Source organism: Alteribacillus persepolensis, from assembly GCF_900099605.1.
Lineage (GTDB): Bacteria > Bacillota > Bacilli > Bacillales > Marinococcaceae > Alteribacillus > Alteribacillus persepolensis.
The window spans coordinates 79,031-102,679 of record NZ_FNDK01000004.1 but is presented as its reverse complement, the minus strand read 5'-3'; the positions used below and the strand labels follow the sequence as shown (position 1 = coordinate 102,679).

General features: G+C 42.6%; 23 protein-coding genes and 2 other annotated features. Of the genes, 2 read left to right on the top strand and 21 right to left on the bottom strand.

Annotated elements, in window-relative coordinates; all coding sequences use genetic code 11:
• Positions 1–368: 368 nt before the first annotated feature.
• The 3 genes from pheT to BLT18_RS05455 form a co-directional block, all read right to left on the bottom strand.
• Positions 369–2,789, bottom strand: a complete 2,421-nt coding sequence (pheT, locus tag BLT18_RS05465; protein WP_091271959.1) for a phenylalanine--tRNA ligase subunit beta — start codon at positions 2,787–2,789, stop codon at positions 369–371.
• A 13-nt stretch (positions 2,790–2,802) separates the two neighbouring features.
• Complete coding sequence (gene pheS, locus BLT18_RS05460; protein ID WP_091271958.1) at positions 2,803–3,837, bottom strand: phenylalanine--tRNA ligase subunit alpha; 1,035 nt, start codon at positions 3,835–3,837, stop codon at positions 2,803–2,805.
• A 122-nt stretch (positions 3,838–3,959) separates the two neighbouring features.
• Positions 3,960–4,192, bottom strand: a binding site (T-box leader).
• Between the two features lie 411 nt (positions 4,193–4,603).
• Positions 4,604–5,362: a TrmH family RNA methyltransferase gene (locus BLT18_RS05455; RefSeq protein ID WP_091271956.1), complete on the bottom strand. Its 759-nt coding sequence runs from the start codon at positions 5,360–5,362 to the stop codon at positions 4,604–4,606.
• 146 nt (positions 5,363–5,508) lie between these two features.
• Between BLT18_RS05455 and sspI the strand changes: the two genes are divergently transcribed.
• Positions 5,509–5,715 (top strand): small acid-soluble spore protein SspI, encoded by a 207-nt coding sequence (sspI, locus tag BLT18_RS05450; protein WP_091271955.1) that lies wholly within the window; start codon positions 5,509–5,511, stop codon positions 5,713–5,715.
• 130 nt (positions 5,716–5,845) lie between these two features.
• Here sspI and BLT18_RS05445 read toward each other — a convergent pair whose 3' ends face one another.
• Together BLT18_RS05445 and BLT18_RS05440 are read right to left on the bottom strand one after the other, a co-directional pair.
• The gene (locus BLT18_RS05445) at positions 5,846–6,922 is read right to left on the bottom strand and encodes a M42 family metallopeptidase (protein ID WP_407639918.1); all 1,077 of its coding nucleotides are present in this window, start codon (positions 6,920–6,922) and stop codon (positions 5,846–5,848) included.
• Positions 6,923–7,025: 103 nt separating this feature from the next.
• Positions 7,026–7,505 carry a dUTP diphosphatase gene (locus tag BLT18_RS05440; protein WP_091271953.1) on the bottom strand — a complete coding sequence of 160 codons (480 nt, stop codon included), beginning with the start codon at positions 7,503–7,505 and terminating at the stop codon, positions 7,026–7,028.
• A 113-nt stretch (positions 7,506–7,618) separates the two neighbouring features.
• Between BLT18_RS05440 and BLT18_RS05435 the strand changes: the two genes are divergently transcribed.
• Entirely contained in the window at positions 7,619–8,017 is a 399-nt protein-coding gene (locus BLT18_RS05435; protein WP_091271951.1) for a sigma-w pathway protein ysdB, read from the top strand.
• Between the two features lie 52 nt (positions 8,018–8,069).
• Here the strand turns inward: BLT18_RS05435 and BLT18_RS05430 are convergent, their stop codons facing one another.
• The 16 genes from BLT18_RS05430 to mutM all read right to left on the bottom strand — a co-directional run bounded on the left by BLT18_RS05430 (position 8,070) and on the right by mutM (position 23,647).
• Entirely contained in the window at positions 8,070–8,339 is a 270-nt protein-coding gene (locus tag BLT18_RS05430) for a DUF1294 domain-containing protein (protein WP_091271950.1), read from the bottom strand.
• Between the two features lie 339 nt (positions 8,340–8,678).
• Positions 8,679–9,035 carry a 50S ribosomal protein L20 gene (rplT, locus tag BLT18_RS05425; protein ID WP_091271949.1) on the bottom strand — a complete coding sequence of 119 codons (357 nt, stop codon included), beginning with the start codon at positions 9,033–9,035 and terminating at the stop codon, positions 8,679–8,681.
• A gap of 35 nt (positions 9,036–9,070) precedes the next feature.
• The gene (gene rpmI, locus BLT18_RS05420) at positions 9,071–9,271 is read right to left on the bottom strand and encodes a 50S ribosomal protein L35 (RefSeq protein WP_091271947.1); all 201 of its coding nucleotides are present in this window, start codon (positions 9,269–9,271) and stop codon (positions 9,071–9,073) included.
• A 28-nt stretch (positions 9,272–9,299) separates the two neighbouring features.
• Positions 9,300–9,812 (bottom strand): translation initiation factor IF-3, encoded by a 513-nt coding sequence (gene infC, locus BLT18_RS05415; protein ID WP_091271946.1) that lies wholly within the window; start codon positions 9,810–9,812, stop codon positions 9,300–9,302.
• Between the two features lie 139 nt (positions 9,813–9,951).
• Positions 9,952–10,083, bottom strand: a sequence feature (ribosomal protein L20 leader region).
• A 186-nt stretch (positions 10,084–10,269) separates the two neighbouring features.
• Complete coding sequence (gene thrS, locus BLT18_RS05410; protein WP_091271944.1) at positions 10,270–12,213, bottom strand: threonine--tRNA ligase; 1,944 nt, start codon at positions 12,211–12,213, stop codon at positions 10,270–10,272.
• A 482-nt stretch (positions 12,214–12,695) separates the two neighbouring features.
• Entirely contained in the window at positions 12,696–13,256 is a 561-nt protein-coding gene (locus BLT18_RS05405) for a 3D domain-containing protein (RefSeq protein WP_091271942.1), read from the bottom strand.
• Between the two features lie 674 nt (positions 13,257–13,930).
• Positions 13,931–14,797, bottom strand: coding sequence for a putative sporulation protein YtxC (ytxC, locus tag BLT18_RS05395; RefSeq protein ID WP_175487383.1), 867 nt, complete (start codon positions 14,795–14,797; stop codon positions 13,931–13,933).
• A 211-nt stretch (positions 14,798–15,008) separates the two neighbouring features.
• Positions 15,009–15,266 (bottom strand): DNA alkylation repair protein, encoded by a 258-nt coding sequence (locus BLT18_RS05390; RefSeq protein ID WP_091271937.1) that lies wholly within the window; start codon positions 15,264–15,266, stop codon positions 15,009–15,011.
• 192 nt (positions 15,267–15,458) lie between these two features.
• A complete protein-coding gene (mqnC, locus tag BLT18_RS05385; protein WP_091271935.1) occupies positions 15,459–16,568 on the bottom strand; it encodes a cyclic dehypoxanthinyl futalosine synthase in 1,110 nt (369 codons plus the stop codon).
• Between the two features lie 132 nt (positions 16,569–16,700).
• A complete protein-coding gene (gene dnaI, locus BLT18_RS05380; protein ID WP_091271933.1) occupies positions 16,701–17,633 on the bottom strand; it encodes a primosomal protein DnaI in 933 nt (310 codons plus the stop codon).
• 11 nt (positions 17,634–17,644) lie between these two features.
• A complete protein-coding gene (locus BLT18_RS05375) occupies positions 17,645–19,081 on the bottom strand; it encodes a replication initiation and membrane attachment family protein (RefSeq protein ID WP_091271928.1) in 1,437 nt (478 codons plus the stop codon).
• 68 nt (positions 19,082–19,149) lie between these two features.
• Positions 19,150–19,620 carry a transcriptional regulator NrdR gene (gene nrdR, locus BLT18_RS05370; RefSeq protein WP_091272050.1) on the bottom strand — a complete coding sequence of 157 codons (471 nt, stop codon included), beginning with the start codon at positions 19,618–19,620 and terminating at the stop codon, positions 19,150–19,152.
• Positions 19,621–19,967: 347 nt separating this feature from the next.
• Positions 19,968–20,996 carry a glyceraldehyde-3-phosphate dehydrogenase gene (locus BLT18_RS05365; RefSeq protein WP_091271926.1) on the bottom strand — a complete coding sequence of 343 codons (1,029 nt, stop codon included), beginning with the start codon at positions 20,994–20,996 and terminating at the stop codon, positions 19,968–19,970.
• Positions 20,997–21,449: 453 nt separating this feature from the next.
• Positions 21,450–22,043 carry a dephospho-CoA kinase gene (gene coaE, locus BLT18_RS05360; protein ID WP_091271924.1) on the bottom strand — a complete coding sequence of 198 codons (594 nt, stop codon included), beginning with the start codon at positions 22,041–22,043 and terminating at the stop codon, positions 21,450–21,452.
• A 53-nt stretch (positions 22,044–22,096) separates the two neighbouring features.
• Positions 22,097–22,738 carry a sporulation membrane protein YtaF gene (ytaF, locus tag BLT18_RS05355; protein WP_091271922.1) on the bottom strand — a complete coding sequence of 214 codons (642 nt, stop codon included), beginning with the start codon at positions 22,736–22,738 and terminating at the stop codon, positions 22,097–22,099.
• 63 nt (positions 22,739–22,801) lie between these two features.
• Entirely contained in the window at positions 22,802–23,647 is an 846-nt protein-coding gene (mutM, locus tag BLT18_RS05350; RefSeq protein ID WP_091271920.1) for a DNA-formamidopyrimidine glycosylase, read from the bottom strand.
• Positions 23,648–23,649: the final 2 nt, after the last annotated feature.

Below are 23,649 nucleotides of genomic sequence, written 5' to 3'. Positions count from 1 at the left end.
TGGAAATCATTTTAATAAAAGCGTAACCGCCCACGTATTGCTCTGCATACTCTGCGTACTTGAAACGCTCATCCTGCTTCTCCACCTAAGCAGCAATATCACTACTTTCTTATACTATTTGCCAAAAAGGTAACAGCCATGCCTTATTGTGCAAAAAACATAAAAGCCAGCCAAGCCGCTCCGGGTATCTAGGGGCTCGTCTATGGAAAGCTGCCCTTTGCTTTCCATGAACAGACCGAAGGAACCTCGAGCAGCTAGGCGGTTGCACTGAACCATGAAAGTGCCAAACTTTTATACGTTCTTACCTTATAAAAAAGGCCGCCCGAAAGATCAACATTCACGACCTTTTGGACAGCCTCTTTCATCTATTATTGACGAAGAACCGCCTGAACTTTATCAGTCAACTCCGCAAGAACATGCTCGTGGGTTTTCGTTACTTCTTCATCGGTAAGCGTACGTTCCGGATCCAGATACACAAGGGAGAACGCTAATGATTTTTTACCTACTTCGAGGTTTTCCCCTTCATACACATCAAACAATGTTACTTGTTTTAACAATTCTCCACCAGCTTCTTCAATAACTTGTTTTACCTCACCTGCTGCCACATCTTCCCCAACGACCAATGCAATATCTCTCGAAATAGAAGGATACCTTGGCAGCGTTGCATAAGAGGTTGGTTCTTTGTCTGCAGATAGTAAAATGTCCAAGTCTAATTGAAAAACATACGTTTCTTTTATGCCCCATTCTTTTTCCACGTTCGGGTGAACTTGTCCGATAAACCCAAACGTTCTTCCATTAATGGATACATCAGCACTTCTTCCCGGGTGCAAGTCATTATGCCGCGACGGGGCGAACAATGCTTGATCACCAATGCCGACTTCCTTAAACAGCCCTTCAAGAATGCCTTTGACAACAAAGAAATCTGTCTTCTTCTTTTCTCCTTGCCATAAATGAACATCCCAAAGTCCTGTCACAGCACCTGCAAGCACCTTTTTCTCCTCAGGCTGCCTGCTTAAACTAGATTCCTCCCCGATAAATACAGAACCAAGCTCAAACAGTGCTGTATCGTTTATTTGGCGATTGCGATTATATTGCACAGTATCTAAAAGGTGAGGGATTAAACTTGTGCGCATCGTGCTGCGTTCTTCACTCATCGGCAATGAAACATCAACCGTTCCCGGCACATCAGACAACAAGAACCGTTTTACTCTATCAGGACTCGTTAAGGAGTAGGTAATAGCTTCGTGAAGCCCGCTTGTTTCTAAAAAGCGTCGAATCGTACGGCGGTCTTTTTGTTCTGTGCTCAAACCGCCCGGTGTTGTCGTTCCATGCGGAAGTGTCGTCGGAATATAATCATACCCGTACAACCTGGCCACTTCTTCTATTAAATCTTCTTCAATACGAAGATCCGGCCTTCGTGTGGATGCTTCTACTGCTATGTTCTCTCCGTCCACTTCGGTGTGCAAACGAAGACGGCGGAAAATGGACACGATATCATCCTGCGTGATGTCCATACCAAGCAATTGGTTCACACGGTTTGTGTCTGTTGTCATCACGTGTTTTTCCTGGACTCTGTGATCTTCTTCCACTGTTCCGTCAAGCACTTTGCCGCCTGCATAACGCTCCAGCAAATAAGCCGCACGCGCGGAAGCTTCTTCGACTCGATTTTGGTCGATTCCTTTTTCAAAGCGGATACTGGATTCACTGCGCAGCCCCGTATCCTTGGATGTTTTTCGGACACGTGCCGGGGTGAAATAAGCCGCTTCTAAGAGAATCGCTGTCGTATCTTCTTGCACTTCTGAGAAAGCACCGCCCATCACACCTGCGAGTGCCGTTGGCTCTTCTCCATTTGTAATAACCATATGTTCACTAGAAAGAGTGCGTACTTCCTCATCTAAAGTCGTTATCGTCTCTTCTTCTTGAGCACGCCTTACAACAATGCTCTCAGAACCAAACCGGTCCAAATCAAATGCATGAAGCGGCTGCCCATACTCGATAAGGACATAGTTGGTGATATCTACCACGTTGTTAATTGGACGAATACCAGCTGCTGTTAAGCGATTCTGCATCCATAACGGTGATGGTCCAATTGTTACTTCTTTAATAACCTTTGCACTGTAATACGGATTATCCTCTGGCACGTCCACACGTACAGACACTTTATTTGCTGCTGATTCACTCGCTGCTGTAAAGGATGCATCTGGCAGCTGTACACCTCGGTCCAACAGAGCAGCCATTTCATAAGCAATGCCAATCATACTCAAGCAGTCGGAGCGGTTCGGCGTCAGGTCCAACTCTAAAACCGTGTCGCGAAGACCAAGCTCATTCACTGCGTCCGCTCCTACTTCAGCATCTTCTGGAAAAACATAAATACCGTCCATAAATTCTTTGGCAACCAGCTTTTGTTCAATGCCAAGCTCTTGCAGCGAACAAATCATCCCTTCAGATGCTTCACCGCGAAGTTTTGCTTTCTTGATTTTCATCCCGCCCGGAAGAACTGCTCCCGGCTTGGCCACAGCCACTTTTTGGCCAGCTGCCACGTTGGGAGCTCCACAAATAATCTGTGCTGTCTCACTCCCAGTGTTCACCTGACAAATTCTCAATTTATCAGCATTTGGATGTTGTTCACACTCTTCAACAAAACCGACAACAATGTGATCGAGTCCTTCACTTCTCGGATGTAGCAAGTCTACTTCTACACCGCCGCGCGTTAATTTTTCTGCCGTTTCTTCCGCTGTTAAATCACTAATATCTACGTATTCTTTTAACCATTGATATGAAACAAGCATTCTTCAAGCCTCCTTAAACCCGTTTGAATTGTTCTAAAAAGCGGATGTCATTTGTATAAAAGTGACGAATATCATCAATGCCATATTTCAGCATCGCAAATCGTTCAACACCCATGCCAAATGCAAAGCCGCTGTATTTTTCCGGATCAAAACCGTTATATGTTAAAACATTCGGGTGCACCATGCCAGCTCCTAACACTTCAATCCATCCGGAATGTTTACAAATTCTGCAGCCATCTCCTCCGCAAATACCGCAAGACACATCTACTTCCACTGACGGCTCTGTGAATGGGAAAAAGCTTGGACGAAGACGGATGGTGCGATCCGGACCAAAGTATTCTTTTACAAAAGCTTCTAGCGTTCCTTTCAGATCGCTCATTCGCACGTTTTCATCTACATACAAACCTTCCATTTGCATAAACTGATGGGAATGTGTTGCATCGTCGTCATCACGGCGGTACACTTTCCCTGGACATACGATTTTTACAGGTCCTTTGCCTTTAAACTTTTCCATTGTTCTCGCTTGAACCGGCGATGTTTGCGTGCGAAGCAACATATCTGGAGTAACATAAAACGAATCCTGCATGTCTCTTGCCGGGTGATCAGGCGGTAAGTTTAACGCTTCAAAGTTATAATAATCTGTTTCCACCTCAGGTCCTTCCGTAACAGAAAAACCAAGTCCAATAAAAATGTCTTCCATTTCTTCGACCACTGCAGTCAGCGGATGACGAGCGCCACGTTTCACTTCTTTTCCAGGCAGCGTGACATCGATGCTTTCTTCCTGCAGCTTTTCTTCTAAAGCAATTTTTTCCAACTCTTCTGTTTTCTGCTCTAATTGCTGTTGAATTTCTTCTCGTACTTCATTTGCCTTCTGTCCTACTTTCGGGCGCTCTTCGGCGGACAATTTCCCCATGCCGCGCAGCACTTCTGTAATCGGGCCTTTCTTCCCAAGATATTTGACACGAACAGCATCTAACGCTTTTACGGTGTCTGCTTGTTTTATTTCTTCGAGTGCTTCTTTTCCTAACTCCTGAAGCCGATCAATCATGCGAAATCCTCCTTATTTTTTCATGTTAGCTGCCAAGTGTGAACGGCTGCCCTTGTACCGTGTATCATACGAAGTATCAAACACCTTGTTTTATATGTGACAACATAAAAAACCTCCGTCCAAAAAGGGACGAAGGTTCGCGGTACCACCCTTGTTAACGCCGCAAAATGCCGGCGTTCACTTCATTTCGGATAACGGACAAATCCGGAAACACCTTAACAATCATCCGTGACTGTTTTCCGGTGCCGGCTCCGGAGTGAATTCGACCAGTCCTGCCATAAGAATGCTTTCAGTCGGCGGCACTCCCTCCCTGTATGGTGGTATCTAGTGTACTACTCTCCTTCACAGCCTTTTGCTTTATTTTTATGGTTCACCTGCTTCAAGTTTGAAGCATTCACCTCTTAACCCTTTTAACGGTTTATTTGAAGCGGAAAGTTTTTAAAAACATATGAACGTTCTTCATCATCGTGTAGCCAGTTTATCTTGTCTTCGGTTAGACAATGGATGTTTATGTCTTCGGTTCATGATTTCTTCGCTTGCGGCAGACGACAGCCAAAAACAAGCTGCTATTTACGCAGCAGGCAATCATACTAGCATTTGCTCACAAATAGTTTAACACAAAATGCAAGCCCATGCCTAACCGACATTTACCTGTCCTCATCTCACTGAGATATCCACTTCCCATTTTTGAGAAATCTCCTCCGCTTGCAGGAAAAGTGAAAACATGCTGTCTGCTTTTCCCATCTCTTTTTTCTTTGCCAGGCCTTTAATGAGCTAACTTCAAATGATACAGCAAAATTCCGCTGGCAACGGATACATTCAATGATTCCGCATTTCCGTAAATGGGAACGTATACGTTTTGATCCGTTTGTTCAAGCCATTTTTCATCGACTCCCGCTCCTTCGTTTCCGACAATTAACGCAAACCCATCTTGCGCTTCAATCGCTGTATAGGTAGTTCCTTGCTGCAGCGATGTGCCAAATACGGGGATACGATTATCTTTACACGCTTGAATCCATTCTTCGAGATCTCCTTTTATTACCGGAAGATGAAACAAAGAACCTTGAGTCGCCCGAATTACTTTATCGTTATACACGTCTACGGTTCCTTCTCCTAAGATGACAGCTGTTACGCCGGCCGCATCCGCTGTTCGAATCATCGTCCCAAGATTACCCGGGTCTTGTACACCGTCAATCAGTAAATAACTGCCTTTCTTCGTTATCACGAAGCGTTCATCTTGAGGGAGGTGGCATAATGCAAATATACCTTGTGACGTTGCTGTTGTGCTGATTTCCTTTGCTACTTGGCTTGTGATGAGCGTCACATTTACTTTAGATACCCCTGTTGGAATGGACTTGCCATCTGTCACTAAGATATCCTGCACTTCCACCGCATGGTGCAGAGCTTCCTCAACCAAATGATAGCCTTCAATAACAAACAATCCTTCTTTTTCCCGTTGTTTTCGTTTTTGCAATCTTTTGATTTGTTTTATGAATGGATTTTTCACAGACTCGATTTTGTTCACGAACTTTCCCTTCCCTTATACATACCGTCCACATCGTTTGTTTTCTCCTGTCATCCCAACAGTATATAAATTCTTCAACTTCTCATACTACATATATCGACATATGTTGATATCACCATTTTAACACAAACAGGAGGGTACTTGAGATGTCATTTAATTTACGTGCAGCGATACTCGAAAATGTGTCTGGCCATAACGAAGAACAGGTAGAAGCTACCATTCAAGATGCCGTACAAAGCGGGGAAGAAAAAATGCTTCCAGGTTTGGGTGTATTGTTTGAAGTATTCTGGAATCACGCAGATGAACAAGAAAAAGAGCAAGTCATCTCCCAAATTGCTGAAGGGCTGAAATAATAAAGAAAACTGTCTTCTCCTTATCCGCTTTCACACAATCCGTTCCATATCCCTTCTTCGTATGAGACACAAGACAACGTACAGAAAAGGCTGTCTAAAGGGTAGCTCCCTTTTGAGACAGCCTCATTTTTTAGTCAAAAATAATTTTTTTCACTGTATCAGCATCGAGCCGTTTTGTTACTTCAACTATTAACTTGACCGCATTTTCAAAGTCATCACGGTGTAAAATAGCTGCGTGTGTATGAATGTAGCGGGTTGGAACCGTAACCGCTAAAGACGGCACACCATCTCCTGACAAGTGAATGGAACCAGCATCTGTTCCGCCGCCGCTCATCGCTTCATATTGGAAAGGAATATTATGTTCATGCGCGATGCCTGTGACGAAATCACGCAAGCCTTTGTGAGAAACCATGGACCGGTCAAATACTAACACTTGCGGGCCTTTTCCAATTTTGGCCCTTGCATCGTTATCTGATACGCCCGGCGTGTCACCTGCAATACCTACATCGACTGCAAACCCAATATCCGGCGCAATTTTGTGAGCTGCTGTCTTTGCTCCGCGCAAGCCTACTTCTTCTTGCACCGCCCCAACGCCGTACACTTCGTTCGGATGTTCTTCTCCTTGCAGGCGTTTAAGAGCCTCAATCGCAATTGCGCAGCCGATTCGGTTATCCCATGCCTTGGCCATCATAATTTTTTCATTGTTCATCACGGTAAAATCGCAAATAGGTACGACCGAATCCCCTGGCTTTACACCAAAGTTTTCTGCTTCTTCTTTGCTGGACGCACCGATATCGATAAACATGTCTTTAATCTCCACTGCTTTTTTACGCTGGTCAGCTGGAAGAATATGCGGAGGCTTTGAACCAATCACACCGACAATATTTCCTTGTTTTGTCATGACATTTACGCGCTGTGCCAGCATCACCTGGCTCCACCAGCCGCCAACCGTTTCAAACTTCAAAAAGCCATTGTCATCAATTTGTGTGACCATAAACCCAATTTCATCCAAATGGCCTGCAATCATAATCTTCGGTCCGCCGGCTTTGCCTGTCTTTTTCGCAATTAAACTGCCAAGGTGATCATAGCTGATGTCATCAGCATAGTCTGAAATATGCTTTTCCATCACTTGGCGGGGTTCTCTTTCGTTTCCCGGAATACCATTTGCATCCGTTAACTCTTTTAACATTTTTACAGTTTGATCCATTTCTGCCACCTATATTCCTCCTTCATATGTAATACCTTCATGTTTTTCCTTCTTTTAGTATATAAGTATCTGTTATTATACACAAATACTTCGTTTTTCGGTGTTAGTATCCTTCTGTTTGGCGCTTGTGATTCGTTTTGTTTTTCAAAAGATACGCTTCTTCAATTTCTTGTCTCGAAAAGCCAAGCAGCCCCCCTAGCTCTAAATATGCTCGAAATAAACGGATATATGTTTGCTTCTCCGAACACTTCGCTAAATCAGCTGCATATTGATAAACAGTTTGAAACTGAGCTGTCAACGATGAATCAGCATCTTCTATTTCCTCTGGTACTTCTTCCCATCCTTTATCAATACCTAGTGACAGAATAAAATGAAGGCCGTCAACATATTCTTCTAAAATGATGCTTCTCTCTGCACTTGGCTTTTTACTCCAATATTTAAAACAACGCGTTTCATTGGCCAGCTCCCCTACTTCTACCTGCAAGGCAAGCAGCTTGTCGGAAAAAATCATTTCTCTCTCCAGCTGATGTTCTTGTAAGATGCGCTCGTCCAAACGACGCTGGATAGAAAATAATTGTTTCATGCTATCTTTCCCTTCTGTATAAATTTCTATTAAAATGAAACGTATACACGTATCTGTTCGTACATGTATGATACGAACTCAGATGACATCACACCTGCTAGGAGGGAGACAAAGTGGCTCTTCTTATACGTGCTCTTATTGTGATCGCGCTTGTGATTCTTATTTATGCGGTCATTAAATATATTTTAAATCCAAAACGCAAGCTGGAAATAGCCCATGACAAGCGGAACTTCTATTTTCTCGATGAAAAAAAGAATGTACGCAAAAACTTTTTAATTACGTACAAAGGCGTCATGTTTGAAGGAGAAAAGTATTTAGGTACTACAGAACAAGCATTTGAAATTGTTTCGGTCTCTGTCTGGGTGAAAAATAAAGACAAATTACAAGGACTGCAGCACCAAGACTTCACTTTTTTAGAAAACGAAATCAAGCAACAATATCCACATGCAGACATTGACTGGAAAAGCCCGATTAAAGAGTTTATTCGGCAAGCGGAAAATGAGCAGGTTTAACCGGGAGGCTGCCGCTTCAATCAGTTCGCAAGAGCAATAAGCGGTGAGCAGTTCATCCAAGTATACCTAACCATATGAACAAGATGACATGGACACATAACAGCAGCGGGATGCCAATAAAGAACGCGGCATGCTGCGTTTTGTGCCGGCACGTATACATCGCTGTCCATGCCCCGGCACTCCCGCCAATAGCAGCAATGGATAACAACCGGCGCTCGCTGATCCGATATTTTCGGCGGCGGGCTCTTCGTTTATCCACACACATTAAGACAAACGACAATATATTAACAACCGTAAGATATAACAACAATACCGTATCCACAAACGTTCTCTCCTATTTTTTAAGTTCTCATACAAATTTGGAGTGAATTTATTGCGTGCTTTATTGTCTATTACCTGGTTAGCGGCAATCAGGAGAAATGCCTGCGGAAAAGCAAAAGCAGAAGGTCCATCGGGATAATATTCCTTGATAAATGTAAAGCTCTGCCCGCGGCAGGCGAGCCCGAAGAACCGCCCAGCCAGAAAAGGGGGAAGATGGTGATAACCCCAAAACACTTTATAGAATCCTTTTTATCGCATTCTAGTACATCATCTGTGCTTTTTCTTTGCTGTGCACGAAAAAAGGCCCGGGATATCCTGCGATTCCCAGACCTATGATACATTATTTCAAGTTAGCCTTTGCTTTTTCAGCAAGTTCAGCAAAACCTTTTTCATCATTAACAGCAAGGTCTGCAAGCATCTTACGATTTACTTGAATGTCTGCTTGCTTCAATCCATACATAAGACGGCTGTAAGAAAGTCCGTTTATGCGTGCTGCTGCATTGATACGCGTAATCCAGAGACGACGGAAATCGCGCTTACGCTGACGACGGTCGCGGTATGCATACTGCAAGGATTTCATTACTTGCTGGCGAGCTGTTTTAAACAAGCTGTGCTTGGATCCTCGATACCCTTTTGCTAGTTTTAGTACTTTATTACGACGACGACGCGTGGTATATCCACCTTTAACTCTTGGCATCGTCAATCCCTCCTTCAATCATGAATGTTTTCGTTTTATTTGTCGTATGGCAGTAAGTTTGCGATACGCTGTTGGTCAGATTTGTCTACAATACCTTGTTTGCTGAGACGACGCTTCTGTTTATTTGTTTTGTTGCGGAACAAGTGGCTTGTATATGCATGGCTGCGCTTCAGCTTGCCGCTACCTGTTTTTCTAAAACGTTTTGCTGCACCACTGTGCGTCTTCATTTTCGGCATAATGTTTTCCTCCTTGTCGTTTTAAAACCTATTTATTGTCTTTTTCTGATTTTGGAGCGAGCATAAGGAACATGCTGCGTCCTTCCATCTTCGGCTTTGTTTCTACAGAAGCTATATCTTTACACTCTTCGGCCATGCGCTCTAATACGTTTTTACCGATGTCAGAGTGTGTAATCATGCGTCCGCGGAAACGAATAGCCGCTTTTACTTTATCGCCTTTTTGCAAAAACTTGCGAGCGTTGCGCAGCTTCGTATTGAAATCGTGTTCTTCAATATTCGGGCTTAAGCGCACCTCTTTCACGTTAATGACTTTTTGCTTTTTGCGAGCCTCTTTCTCTTTCTTTTGCTGTTCAAAGCGGTATTTACCGTAGTCCATAATTCGGCATACGGGAGGCTTTGCATTTGGAGCTACAAGTACTAAATCAAGGTTAGCTTTATCAGCCAAATCCAGCGCTTCATTTTTTGATTTGACACCCAGCTGATCGCCATTCGCATCAATCAAACGTACCTCACGCGCACGGATTCCATCATTAACCTTCATATCATTACGAATAATGAGCCACCTCCAGAAATTTTACCAAGTAAAGCAGTCACAGCGCATTCGAAAAAACGCAGCTTACCGTAATAGAAGCCTCCGCTTTTTCTTATACTTTATACTTTAAAGAAAAGTTTTTCCTTTTAAAGTATAAAAAAAGCAGGCACACATACTGCGCCCACACGATGATCGTTTCTCACTATTCAGGAAATCACCATAACCTGTCAACAGCTTGCAGCGTCAATCAGGTGAGAAGCGGGCGCTTCTGCTTGTTTTGGTTTGTCATTTTTCAATTACTCATTAACGTTACCATATGCCTGTGATGATGTCAAACCTTCTTAGCACCACTTATTTATCCTAACGAAAATACAAAAAACATGCAACCTTTCTTCACATATTTTCTATCATATGATAAAGTGCCTGCTTGCTGGCAGCATCTATGCAGCAAGCAGGCTGTTCTCTTTTAATCAAGGCTGCGCGTATCAATTTGTTCTTTTATCTCTTTAACAAAATCAGTTAATCCATAAGAATGAGAATCATCTTGCCCATACCGGCGGATATTGACAGCTTCTGCATCTTTTTCTTTATCCCCCAGCACAATCATGTATGGAATTTTTTGCATTTGTGCTTCGCGGATTTTATAGCCGATTTTCTCATCACGTGTATCTACTTCTGCCCGCACACCTGCCTTGCGCAGCTCATCTTCTACCTTTCGGGCATATTCCAAGTGTACTTCTTGGGATACTGGAATAATTTCAGCTTGCACTGGAGCCAGCCACGTTGGAAATGCTCCTTTGTATTCTTCAAGCAAAAATGCGATAAAACGTTCCATGGTTGAAACGATACCACGGTGAATGACTACCGGGCGATGTTCTTGTCCGTCTTTTCCGATGTATGTTAAATCGAAACGCTCCGGCAAATGGAAATCCAGCTGAACCGTTGATAATGTTTCATCTTTTCCAAGCGCCGTTTTCACTTGCACGTCGAGTTTTGGTCCATAAAATGCTGCTTCTCCTTCGGCTTCGACGTACTCAACCCCCATATCATCCATCGCTTCTTTTAACATCGCTTGTGCTTTATCCCACATTGCATCGTTGTCTACATATTTTTCTTTGTCTTCTGGGTCGCGGTACGATAAACGGAAATAGTAATCGTTTAGGCCAAAGTCCTGATACACGTGTTGAATAAGTTCCACAACACGAACAAATTCCTCTTTCAATTGATCAGGACGCGCAAAAATGTGGGCATCATTTAACGTCATCGCCCGCACACGTTGCAAACCAGCAAGCGCCCCTGATTTCTCATAGCGGTGCATCATGCCAAGTTCAGCAATTCGAACCGGCAGGTCACGATAGCTGTGCAGCTCGTTTTTATATACCATCATGTGATGCGGACAGTTCATCGGGCGAATGACAAGCGTTTCATTATCCATTTCCATTGGCGGGAACATATCATCTTGATAATGGTCCCAATGCCCGGATGTCTTGTATAGCTCGGAACTTCCTAACACAGGAGTATACACGTGCTCATACCCAAGACGCTCTTCCATATCGACAATATAGCGCTCAATCGTACGGCGGATGGTTGCGCCTTTTGGAAGCCAAAGCGGAAGACCTTGTCCTACTTTTTGATTCACTGAAAAAATACCCAGCTCTTTCCCCAACTTGCGGTGGTCGCGTTCTTTTGCCTCTTCTAACATCTTCAAATGTTCATCTAACTCGGACTGTTTAAAAAAGGCGGTTCCATAAATGCGCTGTAACATTTTATTGTCACTGTCACCGCGCCAGTATGCACCAGAAATACTCATTAATTTGAATTTTTTCAGCTTCGATGTGCTCGGCACATGCACACCGCGGCAAAGGTCAAAAAACTCGCCCTGTTCGTAAATGGAAACCGTCTCTCCACTTGGAATATCATCAATTAACTCCAGCTTCAAATCATCACCGATTTCCCGGTATATTTCTTTCGCTTCTTCACGGCTTACTTCTTTCCGCACTATTTCATGGTTTTCATCGATAATTTTTTTCATTTCTTTTTCGATTTTTGGTAAATCTTCCGGCGTTAATTGATGCGGCATATCAATATCATAATAAAACCCATGTTCAATAACAGGGCCGACACCTAACTTGACGTCATCGTACAGCCGTTTAACAGCTTGTGCCATGAGATGGGCTGTACTGTGGCGAAGTATTTCCAAGCCCTCATCATTTTTTGAAGTAACAATTTCAATCTTCCCATCTGTATAAATCGGCGTGCGCAAATCAATTTCTTTTCCATCTAACTTTCCAGCTAATGCCTGCTTTTTCAACCCTGGACTAATGGATGCCGCGATTTCCTCAGTTGTGACACCCTCCTCAAACGACTTAACGTTACCATCTGGAAATGTTATCTGTACATTGTCTGCCATCCTAATACCTCCTGTCTTATCGTTTGGAAAAATTACCTGTCGTCGTGCCTGCTCTTACAGCGTACCGGAAGTACTGCAGCCTGACTTCGGGGAAGTTTACAGCATAAAAAAACACCCCTTCTTCACGAAGGGGCGAATAGACCGCGGTTCCACCCTTATTTACGGAAAAAAGCTGATTTTTCCGTTCTCATTGCCAGGTTAACGGCTGGTCCCGTCAGTGCTTAATAAACGAGGCATGTACTCGCTGTTCTGCCCTGCTGCTCCAAGGTGGTAAGAAACAAAGCCTTTATAGAAAGCTTTCAGCCGCGGCCTTCTTCTCTGTCATAAAGGAAATCATTGCTTCTCGTGTCCTTATCGCTGCATTATCTGCGTTTAATTCTTCCTGTTGTTATTATAGAGACACTCAAACGGAAAATCAACCTGTTTCCATCAAAGAAGCTGTTTCAAACCCGATGTATCACAGGCTCGAAACAGCTTCTTCTCTATTCCAAAATTTTTATATTTACATCTTTTCGTCCCCACTGTAGCGCTTCGCTGCGGCTAGGGAAAAAGACATCAATTTTATTTCCTTTGATTGCGCCGCCTGTGTCTCCAGCAACCGCCGTTCCATATCCTTCAACATGTACTTCTGTTCCGAGCGGAATCACGTTTGGGTCCACCGAAATCACTTTTTGGTCTGGATTTGCCTTTAAATTAATTCCGGTAGCTGTCACACCAGAACAGCCGCTGCAATTAGCTGTATAAGCCGTTGACGAGACAGTCATTTCACGAACTGCTTGTTTTTCTGTTTCTTGCCTGCTTGTCGATTGTGACGCTACATTTTTGTTTTCTTTTACATCAAGTGTCTGATTCGGATAAATCACATTGGACGAAAGATCATTCCATTCCTTTAGGTCAGCAACGGAAACCCCGTGGTTTAAAGAAATTCGATATAATGTGTCTCCGCTTTTTACTGTGTATGTATTCGAAGCTTCTGCACTTTGCACGGCTGTACCAACTAGAAAAGCCATAGCAATCGTTAAAGCACTTATCCATTTCTTCATAAAAAAATACACTCCCTTATATTTCCTGTATTGGTAAATATAACATAGTAATATTACAAACATATCTCGTCGACTTGTTGATTCTATTACACAATGATTACTTGTGTGACATATGCATGTTACGTTCCTCATGATATTTGTATCAAAGCGTTGAAAAAAGGCGGGATAAAAGAAGAGTACGAAAAGAAAAAGGAAGGTTTAGCCGGCAAGCATCTAAACGGGGCTACATTAAGTGAGAATGCAAGTCCGTTTGCCACAGGCACTCATATGTGCATCACTTGATGACAGTTTTCCAAACGATTATCATACGGTAAACAGACAAGGAAGTGAAACCAATGAAACCACTGCACTCTATGGAACAATTAGAAACATTCATCCATCAGTCCGGGCTTGCTTTTTTGTATGTATACCACCCGCAGTGAAGCGTATGTCACGATTTACTTCCTCAGGTGGAGGAAGTTCTTTCTGAATTCCCTTTTATTCACACAGCCTCTATTAATATGCAGAAAGTGCCTGAAACAGCCGGCCATTTGTCAGTATTCACTTTTCCATTCTTATCTATGTACGCAGATGGCAAAGAATTGTTTCGAGAAGCCCGGTTTGTCCGTGCAAACGAGCTGAAAGAAAACATTCGTCGCATATATGATGCTTTCTATTAACAAACAAAAAGCTCCTTAAGAGGAACTTTTTGCTTGCGGACCAAGCGGCCATTGTGTTGTGCTTTTCCTTACTAACTTCTCTTGAAAAATCATTTCAAACGTTTGGATCGTGCCGTTTTCTTCATCTGCATACACGTGCAGTTCATTCGGAGCAAGGCTCACAGCTGGACTGACAGCCATATATTCAAACGGCAGACTTTTTTCAAAAACCAAAGCAGGTTCTAGGTGATGAAGCCTCGTCCATTGGTCGACCGGGCGTAAATGTTCATCTAAAAAAACAGGCTTTTCTTTTAATAAAATGTGGAGAACCGTACACAGCGAAGCAGAATGCTTTAAATAATGGCGGCATGCTTCAATCATCGTTTGATACTCTTGCTCCCATTTGTATTCATCAATCGCAGCAGAAGCCGCTTTCATTAAAAGCTGCCGGTAATTGTGAAGTCGAAATGTCAGCACAGGTTCCCATTGAATGTAATCATTATTTTTGATTTCTTCTGCCAGTTCATGATACACAAAGTGTTTACGCTTTTGTAACAGGTTGGTTTCGGGCACTTCCTGCCGCTCTCCCTCTAAAAGCGAATGCGCGATATCGGTAATCGCTGCCGCTTCCTCCCGGTAAAAAAACGTGTGTTCAATATGCTCCTTTACCCAGTAAAGCTCTTTTTCTTTTATCAGATAATCACATAACGAAGCAGCTAAGTAGGGAACGATACTTTCCTGCAATTGATCGTTTTTCCCTTCAAACTCCCACACGATGGTTTCCTGTTTTTTATATAGATTGCCAGTAAAAATGCCGTTCTTCTCCCATTTTTGCTTGTCCCTTTCTAACAAATGATATACGATATCACTTTCTGTTTCACAAGTAAAATCGATTGAGAACAACCTTTCATTCCCCCCTGCACAAAAAGACATCTATTGTAGCCTGTATTTGTGAAACTTGTCTGTGATTACTGTCCATGCAGACATTGTTCGTCTCATTGGTTCATCGTTGGAAGAGTGCTTGTACCCGCTCTATTTTTATACCTATGGAACAGCGCAGAAAAACATGCCTACATTCACACAAAAAAACCTTCTAGAGATTTCTAGAAGGCTTTTAGCGGTTATTTCCGGGCATGTGTCTGGCATGTTGTATAAACGTGTTCTCATCTTCAATCAGTCCACAGGCTCCGCATTGAATCCGGTAAGCTGGTCCTTGGTATGTGACATGGTATACCTCAAGAGCATCATCTGTATATTCCTGTACCACTTCTCCCGATCGCGGGTCCAGCTTTACCGGTGTGACACTTTGTTCAATAATATTAAAACGCGAGCGGTTTGTTTTGCAGTTTGGGCAAAGATAAGCATGAGCCATTGTTGTAACACCTCCGCTTTTATAGTGCCCATTTATTGATTTGATATAAATCAGCATGTCATTACACGTACAAATCACAGACGCCCTGCACACAGCTTGAGCAGCTTACATAGCAGCTTACATGCTCAATCCCCCGTAAAAAAAACGCTTATCAGCGGACACACCGCCGATAAACGTTTTCGTTTCGTTATCTTAGTTCTGCATGACAAAATCTTTTTCAGCCGTTGTATTGCCATCAAAACGACGCAAAATATTGTATTTTGTATCGCGCTGTGCCGGTATTTTACCCGCTTCGCGAATCAGCTCTAAAATCTGGTTTGTGTTCACCTTATATGTTGTACCAGCTGCAGATACAACATTTTCTTCCATCATGGTGCTTCCAAAATCATTACATCCAAACTCTAAGGAGCGTTTACCCGTTTCCGGTCCCATCGTTACCCAGGAAGACTGGAAGTTTGGAATGTTATCCAAAAATAGTCTTGAGATTGCAACGTTGCGTAAATACCCTTCTGGAGAAATAATTTCCCCTTTCATATTAGTATTATCCGGCTGGAACGTCCAAGAAATAAACGCTAAGAAACAGTTGCTTTCATCTTGGGCATCTCGAATTTTTTGTAAGTGCAACGCACGCTCCTCGTTTGATTCGGTTAAACCAATGACCATCGTTGCTGTCCCGTGCATGCCAACTTTTTTCGCTGTTTTCATGCAGTCAATCCACTGCTCGCCTGTGCACTTTAAGCGGCTGACTTTTTTACGTGTTTCCTCGGTAAGAATTTCTGCTCCGCCGCCCGGCAGTGAATCAAGGCCTGCTTCGTGAAGCTGCCGCAGTACTTCTTCTAAGGAAAGACCGGAGACCTCCACCATTTTATAAATCTCTGCTGGTGAGAACGAATGCATGGTAATGCCGGGGAAGCGCTGTTTAATTTCACGCAGCAAATCCGTGTAATAACTAAATGGCAAATCCGGATTCGTTCCTCCCTGCATCAAAATTTCCGTTCCGTTCACGTCCGCCGTTTCTTGTATTTTTTTAAAGATCTCTTCATTGGATAAAACATACCCTTCATCCGACCCCGGTCTGCGATAAAATGCGCAAAAACGGCAGTATGTATCACAGAAATTCGTGTAGTTAACGTTTCGTCCAATCACAAACGTCGTGACAGGCTCAGGATGCCACTTTTTCATCACTTCGTTTGCAGCTGCACCCATTTTCTCAATTTCATCACTTTCATACAGACGCACCGCATCTTCCATCGTGAGACGCTCGCCGTTTAACGCTTTGTTTAGAATAGGATCTATGCTCATATTTTAAAACCCCCATATACAAAAAGTGGGAACAATTATTCCGTTACAAATCATTAATCATAATTAATGTATGCAAGACTATACTTATCCTATCATACAGAATAAAAGCTTTCCTAGTGATAAGCCTGAAATTTACATTTCCCGGCGGTTTTTCCCATCAATAAAAATGGGTGTTGTTAAATGTTTAATCCGCTCCATTATGCGTTTTGCTTTCATTTGTTCAATGCCGCCTTTTTGGGAATAAGCTAAATGTGTTTCTAATTCTTCATAGTCGTAATTGGATGTGTACAGGGTGGGCAGTTTTTCCATTAATCGATACTGTAAAATCACCCCAAGTACATCGTCTCTCACCCAAGCAGACGTCGTTTCTGCACCAATGTCATCTAAAATTAATACATCTACCGCTTTAACCTTGTCAATCTTTTCTTGTACGGAGCCATCCGATAAAGCTTGTTTCATTTCACGGAAAAAGTCCGGAACATATACCATCATCGATGAAATGCTGCGTTCTGCTAATTCATTTGCCACCGCTCCCATCATATATGTCTTGCCTACTCCAAATTTACCGTGAAGGTATAACCCCTTTGCATCTTCACCAGGTGCGGCCTGCAAGGCAAACTGTAAACATTGATTACTTGCTGACAAACGGCTGGCATGATCTTGTTCAATATCGTCAAAAGTGGCTTCTAAAATTTCTTTTGGAATATATAAACTCTTAATTAACGACTGCTGCTTTTTCCGTTCATCGGCCTGCTGTTTTAATCGACACGGATGATATGTCACCAGCGGCTGGCCTTTTTCCATTTTAAGTTGCGGCTGATAGCCTTGCATCATATTCGGACAATCAGCCAATCCTGGACAAGCATCACAGTTTTCTCTTTCTCGTTTGAATTCAAACAGCTTCATCATGTGCGTCTTTGTATCTTCATTTGTCCATTCCGGATATTCTTGTAAAAACTCTTGAACACGCGGGTAAGCTAATACCTCTTGTTTTAATTTAGCGTACCGCTGTTTCCAAGCACTGTTATCCATAAAATGTTCTAAAGACGACCGGATAGAGTCCATAATAGGTCACCTCATTTTTGCCGTATGCTCTTACGGCGCCTTAGCATTTCTTCAAATTGCTGCTTTTGTTCAAGCAGGTTATCATCAACAGATGATGCATCCACTGCCGCACGCTGGGTTTTGCTTTCTTGCTGTTGATTATCCTTTTCCAGCCACTTTGGCAGCTTATCTTTTCGTACATATGGCCGGGAATAATAACCTTGTCCTTTTTGGTTATTGCTTTTACTGTTATGCTGCTGTGTCTTTTTTGCCGCTCGATATTCTTTTTTCGCCAGCTCCATCGCTTCTTTGACAGTTTGGATTTGTTTTCTTGACCAATGGCCGGCTATTTTTTGAACAAGATTTTGATGCAGCTTCATATTGTTGGTTTTTAAGACATAATCAATTAAGACATTGACTACACCGGGCTGAAGCTGGTAATCAAAGATGAGCGTTTCAACCAGCTTGACATCAGCCATCGGTACTTTTGCTCCATCGGAAATCATTTCTAAAAAACGGATGGGCGATGTCTGCTCATAAAAGAATGCCATTTTTTCTGTTTCGGTGACCGGTTCTTTGTTTGTCATCGTTCGATATTGCTGCGGCTGTGTGCGCAGTCCCAGCGCTGGTGGTTCATTGCCGTGTTCAAACCGATACCACTCTTGGACTTTTTTGCGTAATTCTTGTTGGTTGAGTGTGTCATCGTTTGACAACGATTGCTGCACGACACGGCTCATTTCTAAAGGATCCAGTTGATAGACAAACGCCAAGCGCCGAATCACTGTTTTTATCTCATCATGTAATATTTTATCCGCATCGATAAAGACAGGGAGATCTGCCTTTAACAAATCAAAATCAAATGCTTCTTCGTTAAAAGAAAGATTCTCTTGTTTATCCACACCTGCCATGTCTTGGTCCGTGTCTTGCGGAACAAATCCGTTTTGGGGATGAATCTCTGAATACTGCAAAGAAGCGAATACATCGTCGAACGCAGCCGTTACTTCAGAATAAGCACTTGTATCAACCGTTTCAATAACAAAACGATTGCGAAGTTCAATATAGCGTTCTTTCCCTAATTTATTATACAAAAAAACACTTAACACATCATTTTGAAAAAACTGGGACGGGGTCATCGGCGGCTGCAATTCGTACACAAAAAAAGTAGAGGTTTCTTCTTTTCGACGAAATGTCCGCAGTAAACCAATTCCTTCTAGTACACGGCGCGCCTGAAAAATATCATCCAAAGGAAGATGAAGCATAGCCATCATTTCATGGTGTGTTGCTTCCCTGCTCCAATAACTGTCTTTTTCCAATTTGCTCCATAAATAGTTATATAAAGAAATCGCTTGTACACCAGTCAGCGGCTGATACAATAGCTGCAACACCTTATAATCACGATCGCCAAGCTGGTCTTTGGTCCGCACACAAAATCGGTCAATCGGCAGCAATTCTGTCCAGTGCAGTTTCATGGCAGCCTCCCTTCTTTGCCGAAAGTATAAGGAAAAAAAGAGCTCAGGTTAGTCTCCTTAAGCTCTCGTTACTTTTCATTTTCATTTTCTTTATTAATTAATTCTTTTAATTCACTAATAAATACATTAATATCTTTAAATTGCCGGTACACCGAAGCAAAGCGAACATAAGCCACATCATCGACGGAATGAAGGCGCTCCATCACCATTTCACCAATATCTTCGCTTTTAATTTCAGACTTTCCATCGCCGCGTAATTGCTGTTCAACATCATCAACGATTTCTTCCAGTGTTTCTAACGCAACCGGGCGTTTTTCACAAGCTCGAATAAGTCCACGCAATATCTTTTCTTTGCTGAACTCTTCTCTTGTTCCTTCTTTTTTGACAACAATAAGGGGGATTTCTTCCACCGTTTCAAATGTTGTGAAGCGGTGCTGGCAAGCATCACATTCCCGCCGCCGCCGAATCGACCGCCCTTCGTTGCTCGGCCTTGAATCCAAAACTCTTGTCGTTTGAGAGTGGCATGCCGGACAAAGCATTGTATCATCTCCATCAAAAGCCGCTATGGCTGTTGCATTCATTTTTCATATGTACTTATCATACCACTTCCTAACACCGATTGGAAAGATGCTTCCCCGCTCCAATATAAGATCTTTCCAAGAAAAGCTTAGACAATGGACAATAAAGCTTTCCTAAAACATAAACAAGAGGTTTCATAAGTCAAGCCTTTCTCTTTTCTGTCTCTTTTAACAAAACCCACTCATGTTCCATTTTTTCTATGAGTAAACGGCCAACCTTTATACTTTCCTATCCGCCATAGAAAAGGCTGCCTTAAAGGAGAATCCCCCCTTTGAGACAGCCTCTCATCCCGTATTATATTTTGGCATTACGCATTAACGACTGACTTTTTTTCAAGGCGTTTTCCTACATAGCGGACTAAATCAACCACACGGCAGGAATAACCCCACTCATTGTCGTACCAAGCTAAAACCTTTGCCTGTTTTTTGTTCATCACCATTGTCGACAACCCATCAATAATAGAAGAATTTTCATTTCCATTAAAGTCGATAGAAACGAGCGGATCATTTGTATATGCTAAAATGCCTTGCAAATCCGTCTTAGAAGCTTCTTGCAATGCTTCATTAATACTTTCTACCGTAACGGATTTTTTCGTATCAACTACTAAATCAACAAGCGACACATTTGGAGTTGGCACTCTCAGTGCCATGCCATTCATTTTTCCATCCAGGTTCGGAAGCACTTTTGATATAGCTTTTGCCGCCCCTGTAGATGTTGGAATAATCGATTGTCCGCATGCTCGTGCCCGGCGCAAATCTTTATGCGGATTATCGATATTCTTTTGGTCATTAGTGTACGAGTGCACTGTCGTCATCAAACCGCTTTCAATTCCAAACGAACGATCGAGAACTTTCACAACAGGAGCCAGACAATTTGTCGTACAAGATGCATTGGAAATAATATGATGTTCATCTGCATCGTAATCTTCTTCGTTTACTCCCATCACAATGGTCGCGTCTTCGTTTTTTCCGGGAGCTGTAATAACGACCTTTTTTGCTCCTGCTTCTATGTGTAAAGATGCACTTTCTTTTGTTTTAAATTTGCCTGTTGCTTCTATAACGATATCAACGCCCAGCTTTTCCCAGGGAAGGTTTTTTGGATCACGGTCGCTAAGCAGTTGAACTTTTTTGCCATCCACATACAAGGCATCATCCTTGCCCTCTACTTCTTTGTCATATAGACCGTGAATGGAATCATATTTAATTAAGTGAGCTAACGTTTCGGCAGGATAGCTTGCATTTACCGCAACAACATCCAAAGAATCGTCCATCATTGCCTTACGGAAAACCATCCGGCCAATCCGTCCAAATCCATTTACTGCTACTTTTGCTTTCATACAGAAAAGCCTCCCCGAAAATTTATGATATACTAATTAATCTCTTTTTCTAAAAATAGTATATCACATTAATCGGTTTTGGTACTATTTTTTTTGAAATTTTTTTAGAAAACCACGAATGTCCTGATGTTTAAAAATAAACGTACACACATTCGCTGTTCAAACAACTTTTTATATGAAAAATAAAGCTCCTCTAAAGCAAATTATGTCCAACCGAAACGGTACACGGAAAAAATGCCCCCATTATTCGATATAACGCATTCATATCATCTCATCATGCATCCTTCCCTCCAAAATGTGACATACTTTTACTCCCCCTGTGGTCACTTTTTCCAGCATGACCAAAAATCCCAGATTGTCATCAAGCGCTTGCAGCCAAAGCTGCGTTTCACTTGTGCAATAAGCCTTTCCATAATGCAAAAAGCTCCAGCAGCTGTCTGCTAGAGCTTTCTTTTATAAGATATTCCATTGTTTGAATATATCAACGAGCTGTTTTTGAGACGATTCACGTGTACCATTATTATCAATAACAGCATCTGCATGTACTTTTTTATCTTTTAACGGCATTTGCGAAGCAATACGGTTATCGGCATCTTCTTCTCCTGCTTGGTCTCTTTTTATTAAGCGGTCTTTCTGCGTCGCTGCGTCTACATAAATGAGCAGCACTTTGTCTACCATATGCTGCAGCTGGCTCTCAATAAGCAGCGGGATATCTAACACCACATGCTCATATCCTTGTGTTTGATAGTGCTTTTTCTTTTCTATCATGCGCTGTCTAATGGCCGGGTGCATAATTTGATTCAATATCTGCCGCTTCTTTTCATCTCCAAACACAAGCCGTCCCAATTCCTTGCGTGCGATAGTTCCATCTTTTTCTAAAATACCAACACCGAATTCTTCAACGACTTTTTCATACGCTGCTTCTCCTGGTTCGACCACTTCTTTTGCAATGTAATCAGCATCAATAACAGGGATATTGTATGCTTTTATTTCATTTGCAATCAAGCTTTTTCCGCTTGCAATACCTCCTGTTAACCCTATGATCATACCTTTCTCTCCTCTCTCAGTGAACAGTACATCTTAAAAACTGCGATGGTATTTTAATACAGGTTCCACAATCCAAGACAAATAAGAAGCACTCCTGGTACAAAAGACAGTTTTTGAACAACATCAAATGCTGCTAATTTTTTCCCGCCCTTCATACCAACTGCTAAAAACAAGGAGCACATAATAGTCACAGCACAAGCTAACCAAAAAGGGGATAAGCCGATAAGTGAAGCTCCCATACCAGCTCCAAAAGCATCTAAAGATAATGCGGCACCAAGAAATACAGCTTCTTTTGGATTAATGCTGCCAGACCGGTCTAAGTCCGCTTCATCAGGCTTTCTTATGATATGAACCAGCTGTACTACGAACCCTTTCCGATTTTCATTGGCAGATGCCTTCTGTTCTTTTTGCGATGCAGGATGACGACCATCTTTTAACACCTGCAAAAGCGCCCATACACCGATGAGTATTAATATACCGCCTCCAATGGCTTCTGTGACAAAGGAGGGCACGTATGCCGCCAGCACTGACGCTGTGCCGCCCCCAATCAGCACAGAAATACCTGAACAAAAGCCGATTAGCATAAGCGATTTAAATGGCAGTTCTAAACCGCGCAATCCATAAGCAAGCCCTGCCCCGAAACTGTCTACACTTACTGCAAATGCCAACAAACATAAAGAAACTAATTCTGTCATAGGAGATTGGCTCCTCCCTGTCTGCGTCTACGACAGTATATGGAAGGAGCCTATACGTTGTTACTACCCTTTCACTTTCGTAAGGATGGGCTGACAATTATTGCAATAATGCGTTCCTCTTCCAGCAACAACGGTCTTCTCAATTTCATTGCCGCATACCGTGCAAGCTTCGCCCTGCCTGTTGTAAACATGCAGCTCCAATTGAAACAACCCCATGTCCCCGTGGCCATTTACGTAGGAACGAACAGAACTTCCACCTTTTTCAACTGCGGTTTGTATCGTCTCCATAATCTTTTCATGTAAAAGCTCAATGGCTTGCTGCGGTAAATCTTGCGCTTTCGTATTCGGACGTATTCCCGCTTTAAATAACGCCTCATCCACATAAATATTACCTAAACCAGCAACTGCCCGCTGGTCAAGCAGAACGGTTTTTATATCTCTTGTTGTCTTATAAAATACTTCTTCTAGATACTGTTTCGTAAAGCTTGGATCTTCGTATGGCTCTGGTCCAAGCTGAACAAGCGGCATTTGGTCTTGTTCGCTGCCTTTTGGAAACAAATGCATCGTTCCGAACTTGCGAACGTCTTTATAGTAGAGCTCTGTGTTATCAAAGAAGAAAAAGCGTACATGTGTGTGCTTGTCCGGCTCTTTTCCGTCTGCCATCTCATATTTCCCTTCCATTCGCAGGTGAGAAACAAGAGCATAGTCATCCAAATAAAAAGTTAAGAATTTTCCGCGGCGCCCAATCTGCTGAATGGTCTGCCCTTGTAAAAGCGTCGCAAAAGCATCTTTATCATCAGGTCTTTTAATGATCCTGGGCCAATACACTTCTACGTGTTTAATCTGTTTTCCTTTTACTAATTCATGAAGCGTTCGACGAACCGTCTCCACCTCTGGAAGTTCCGGCATAT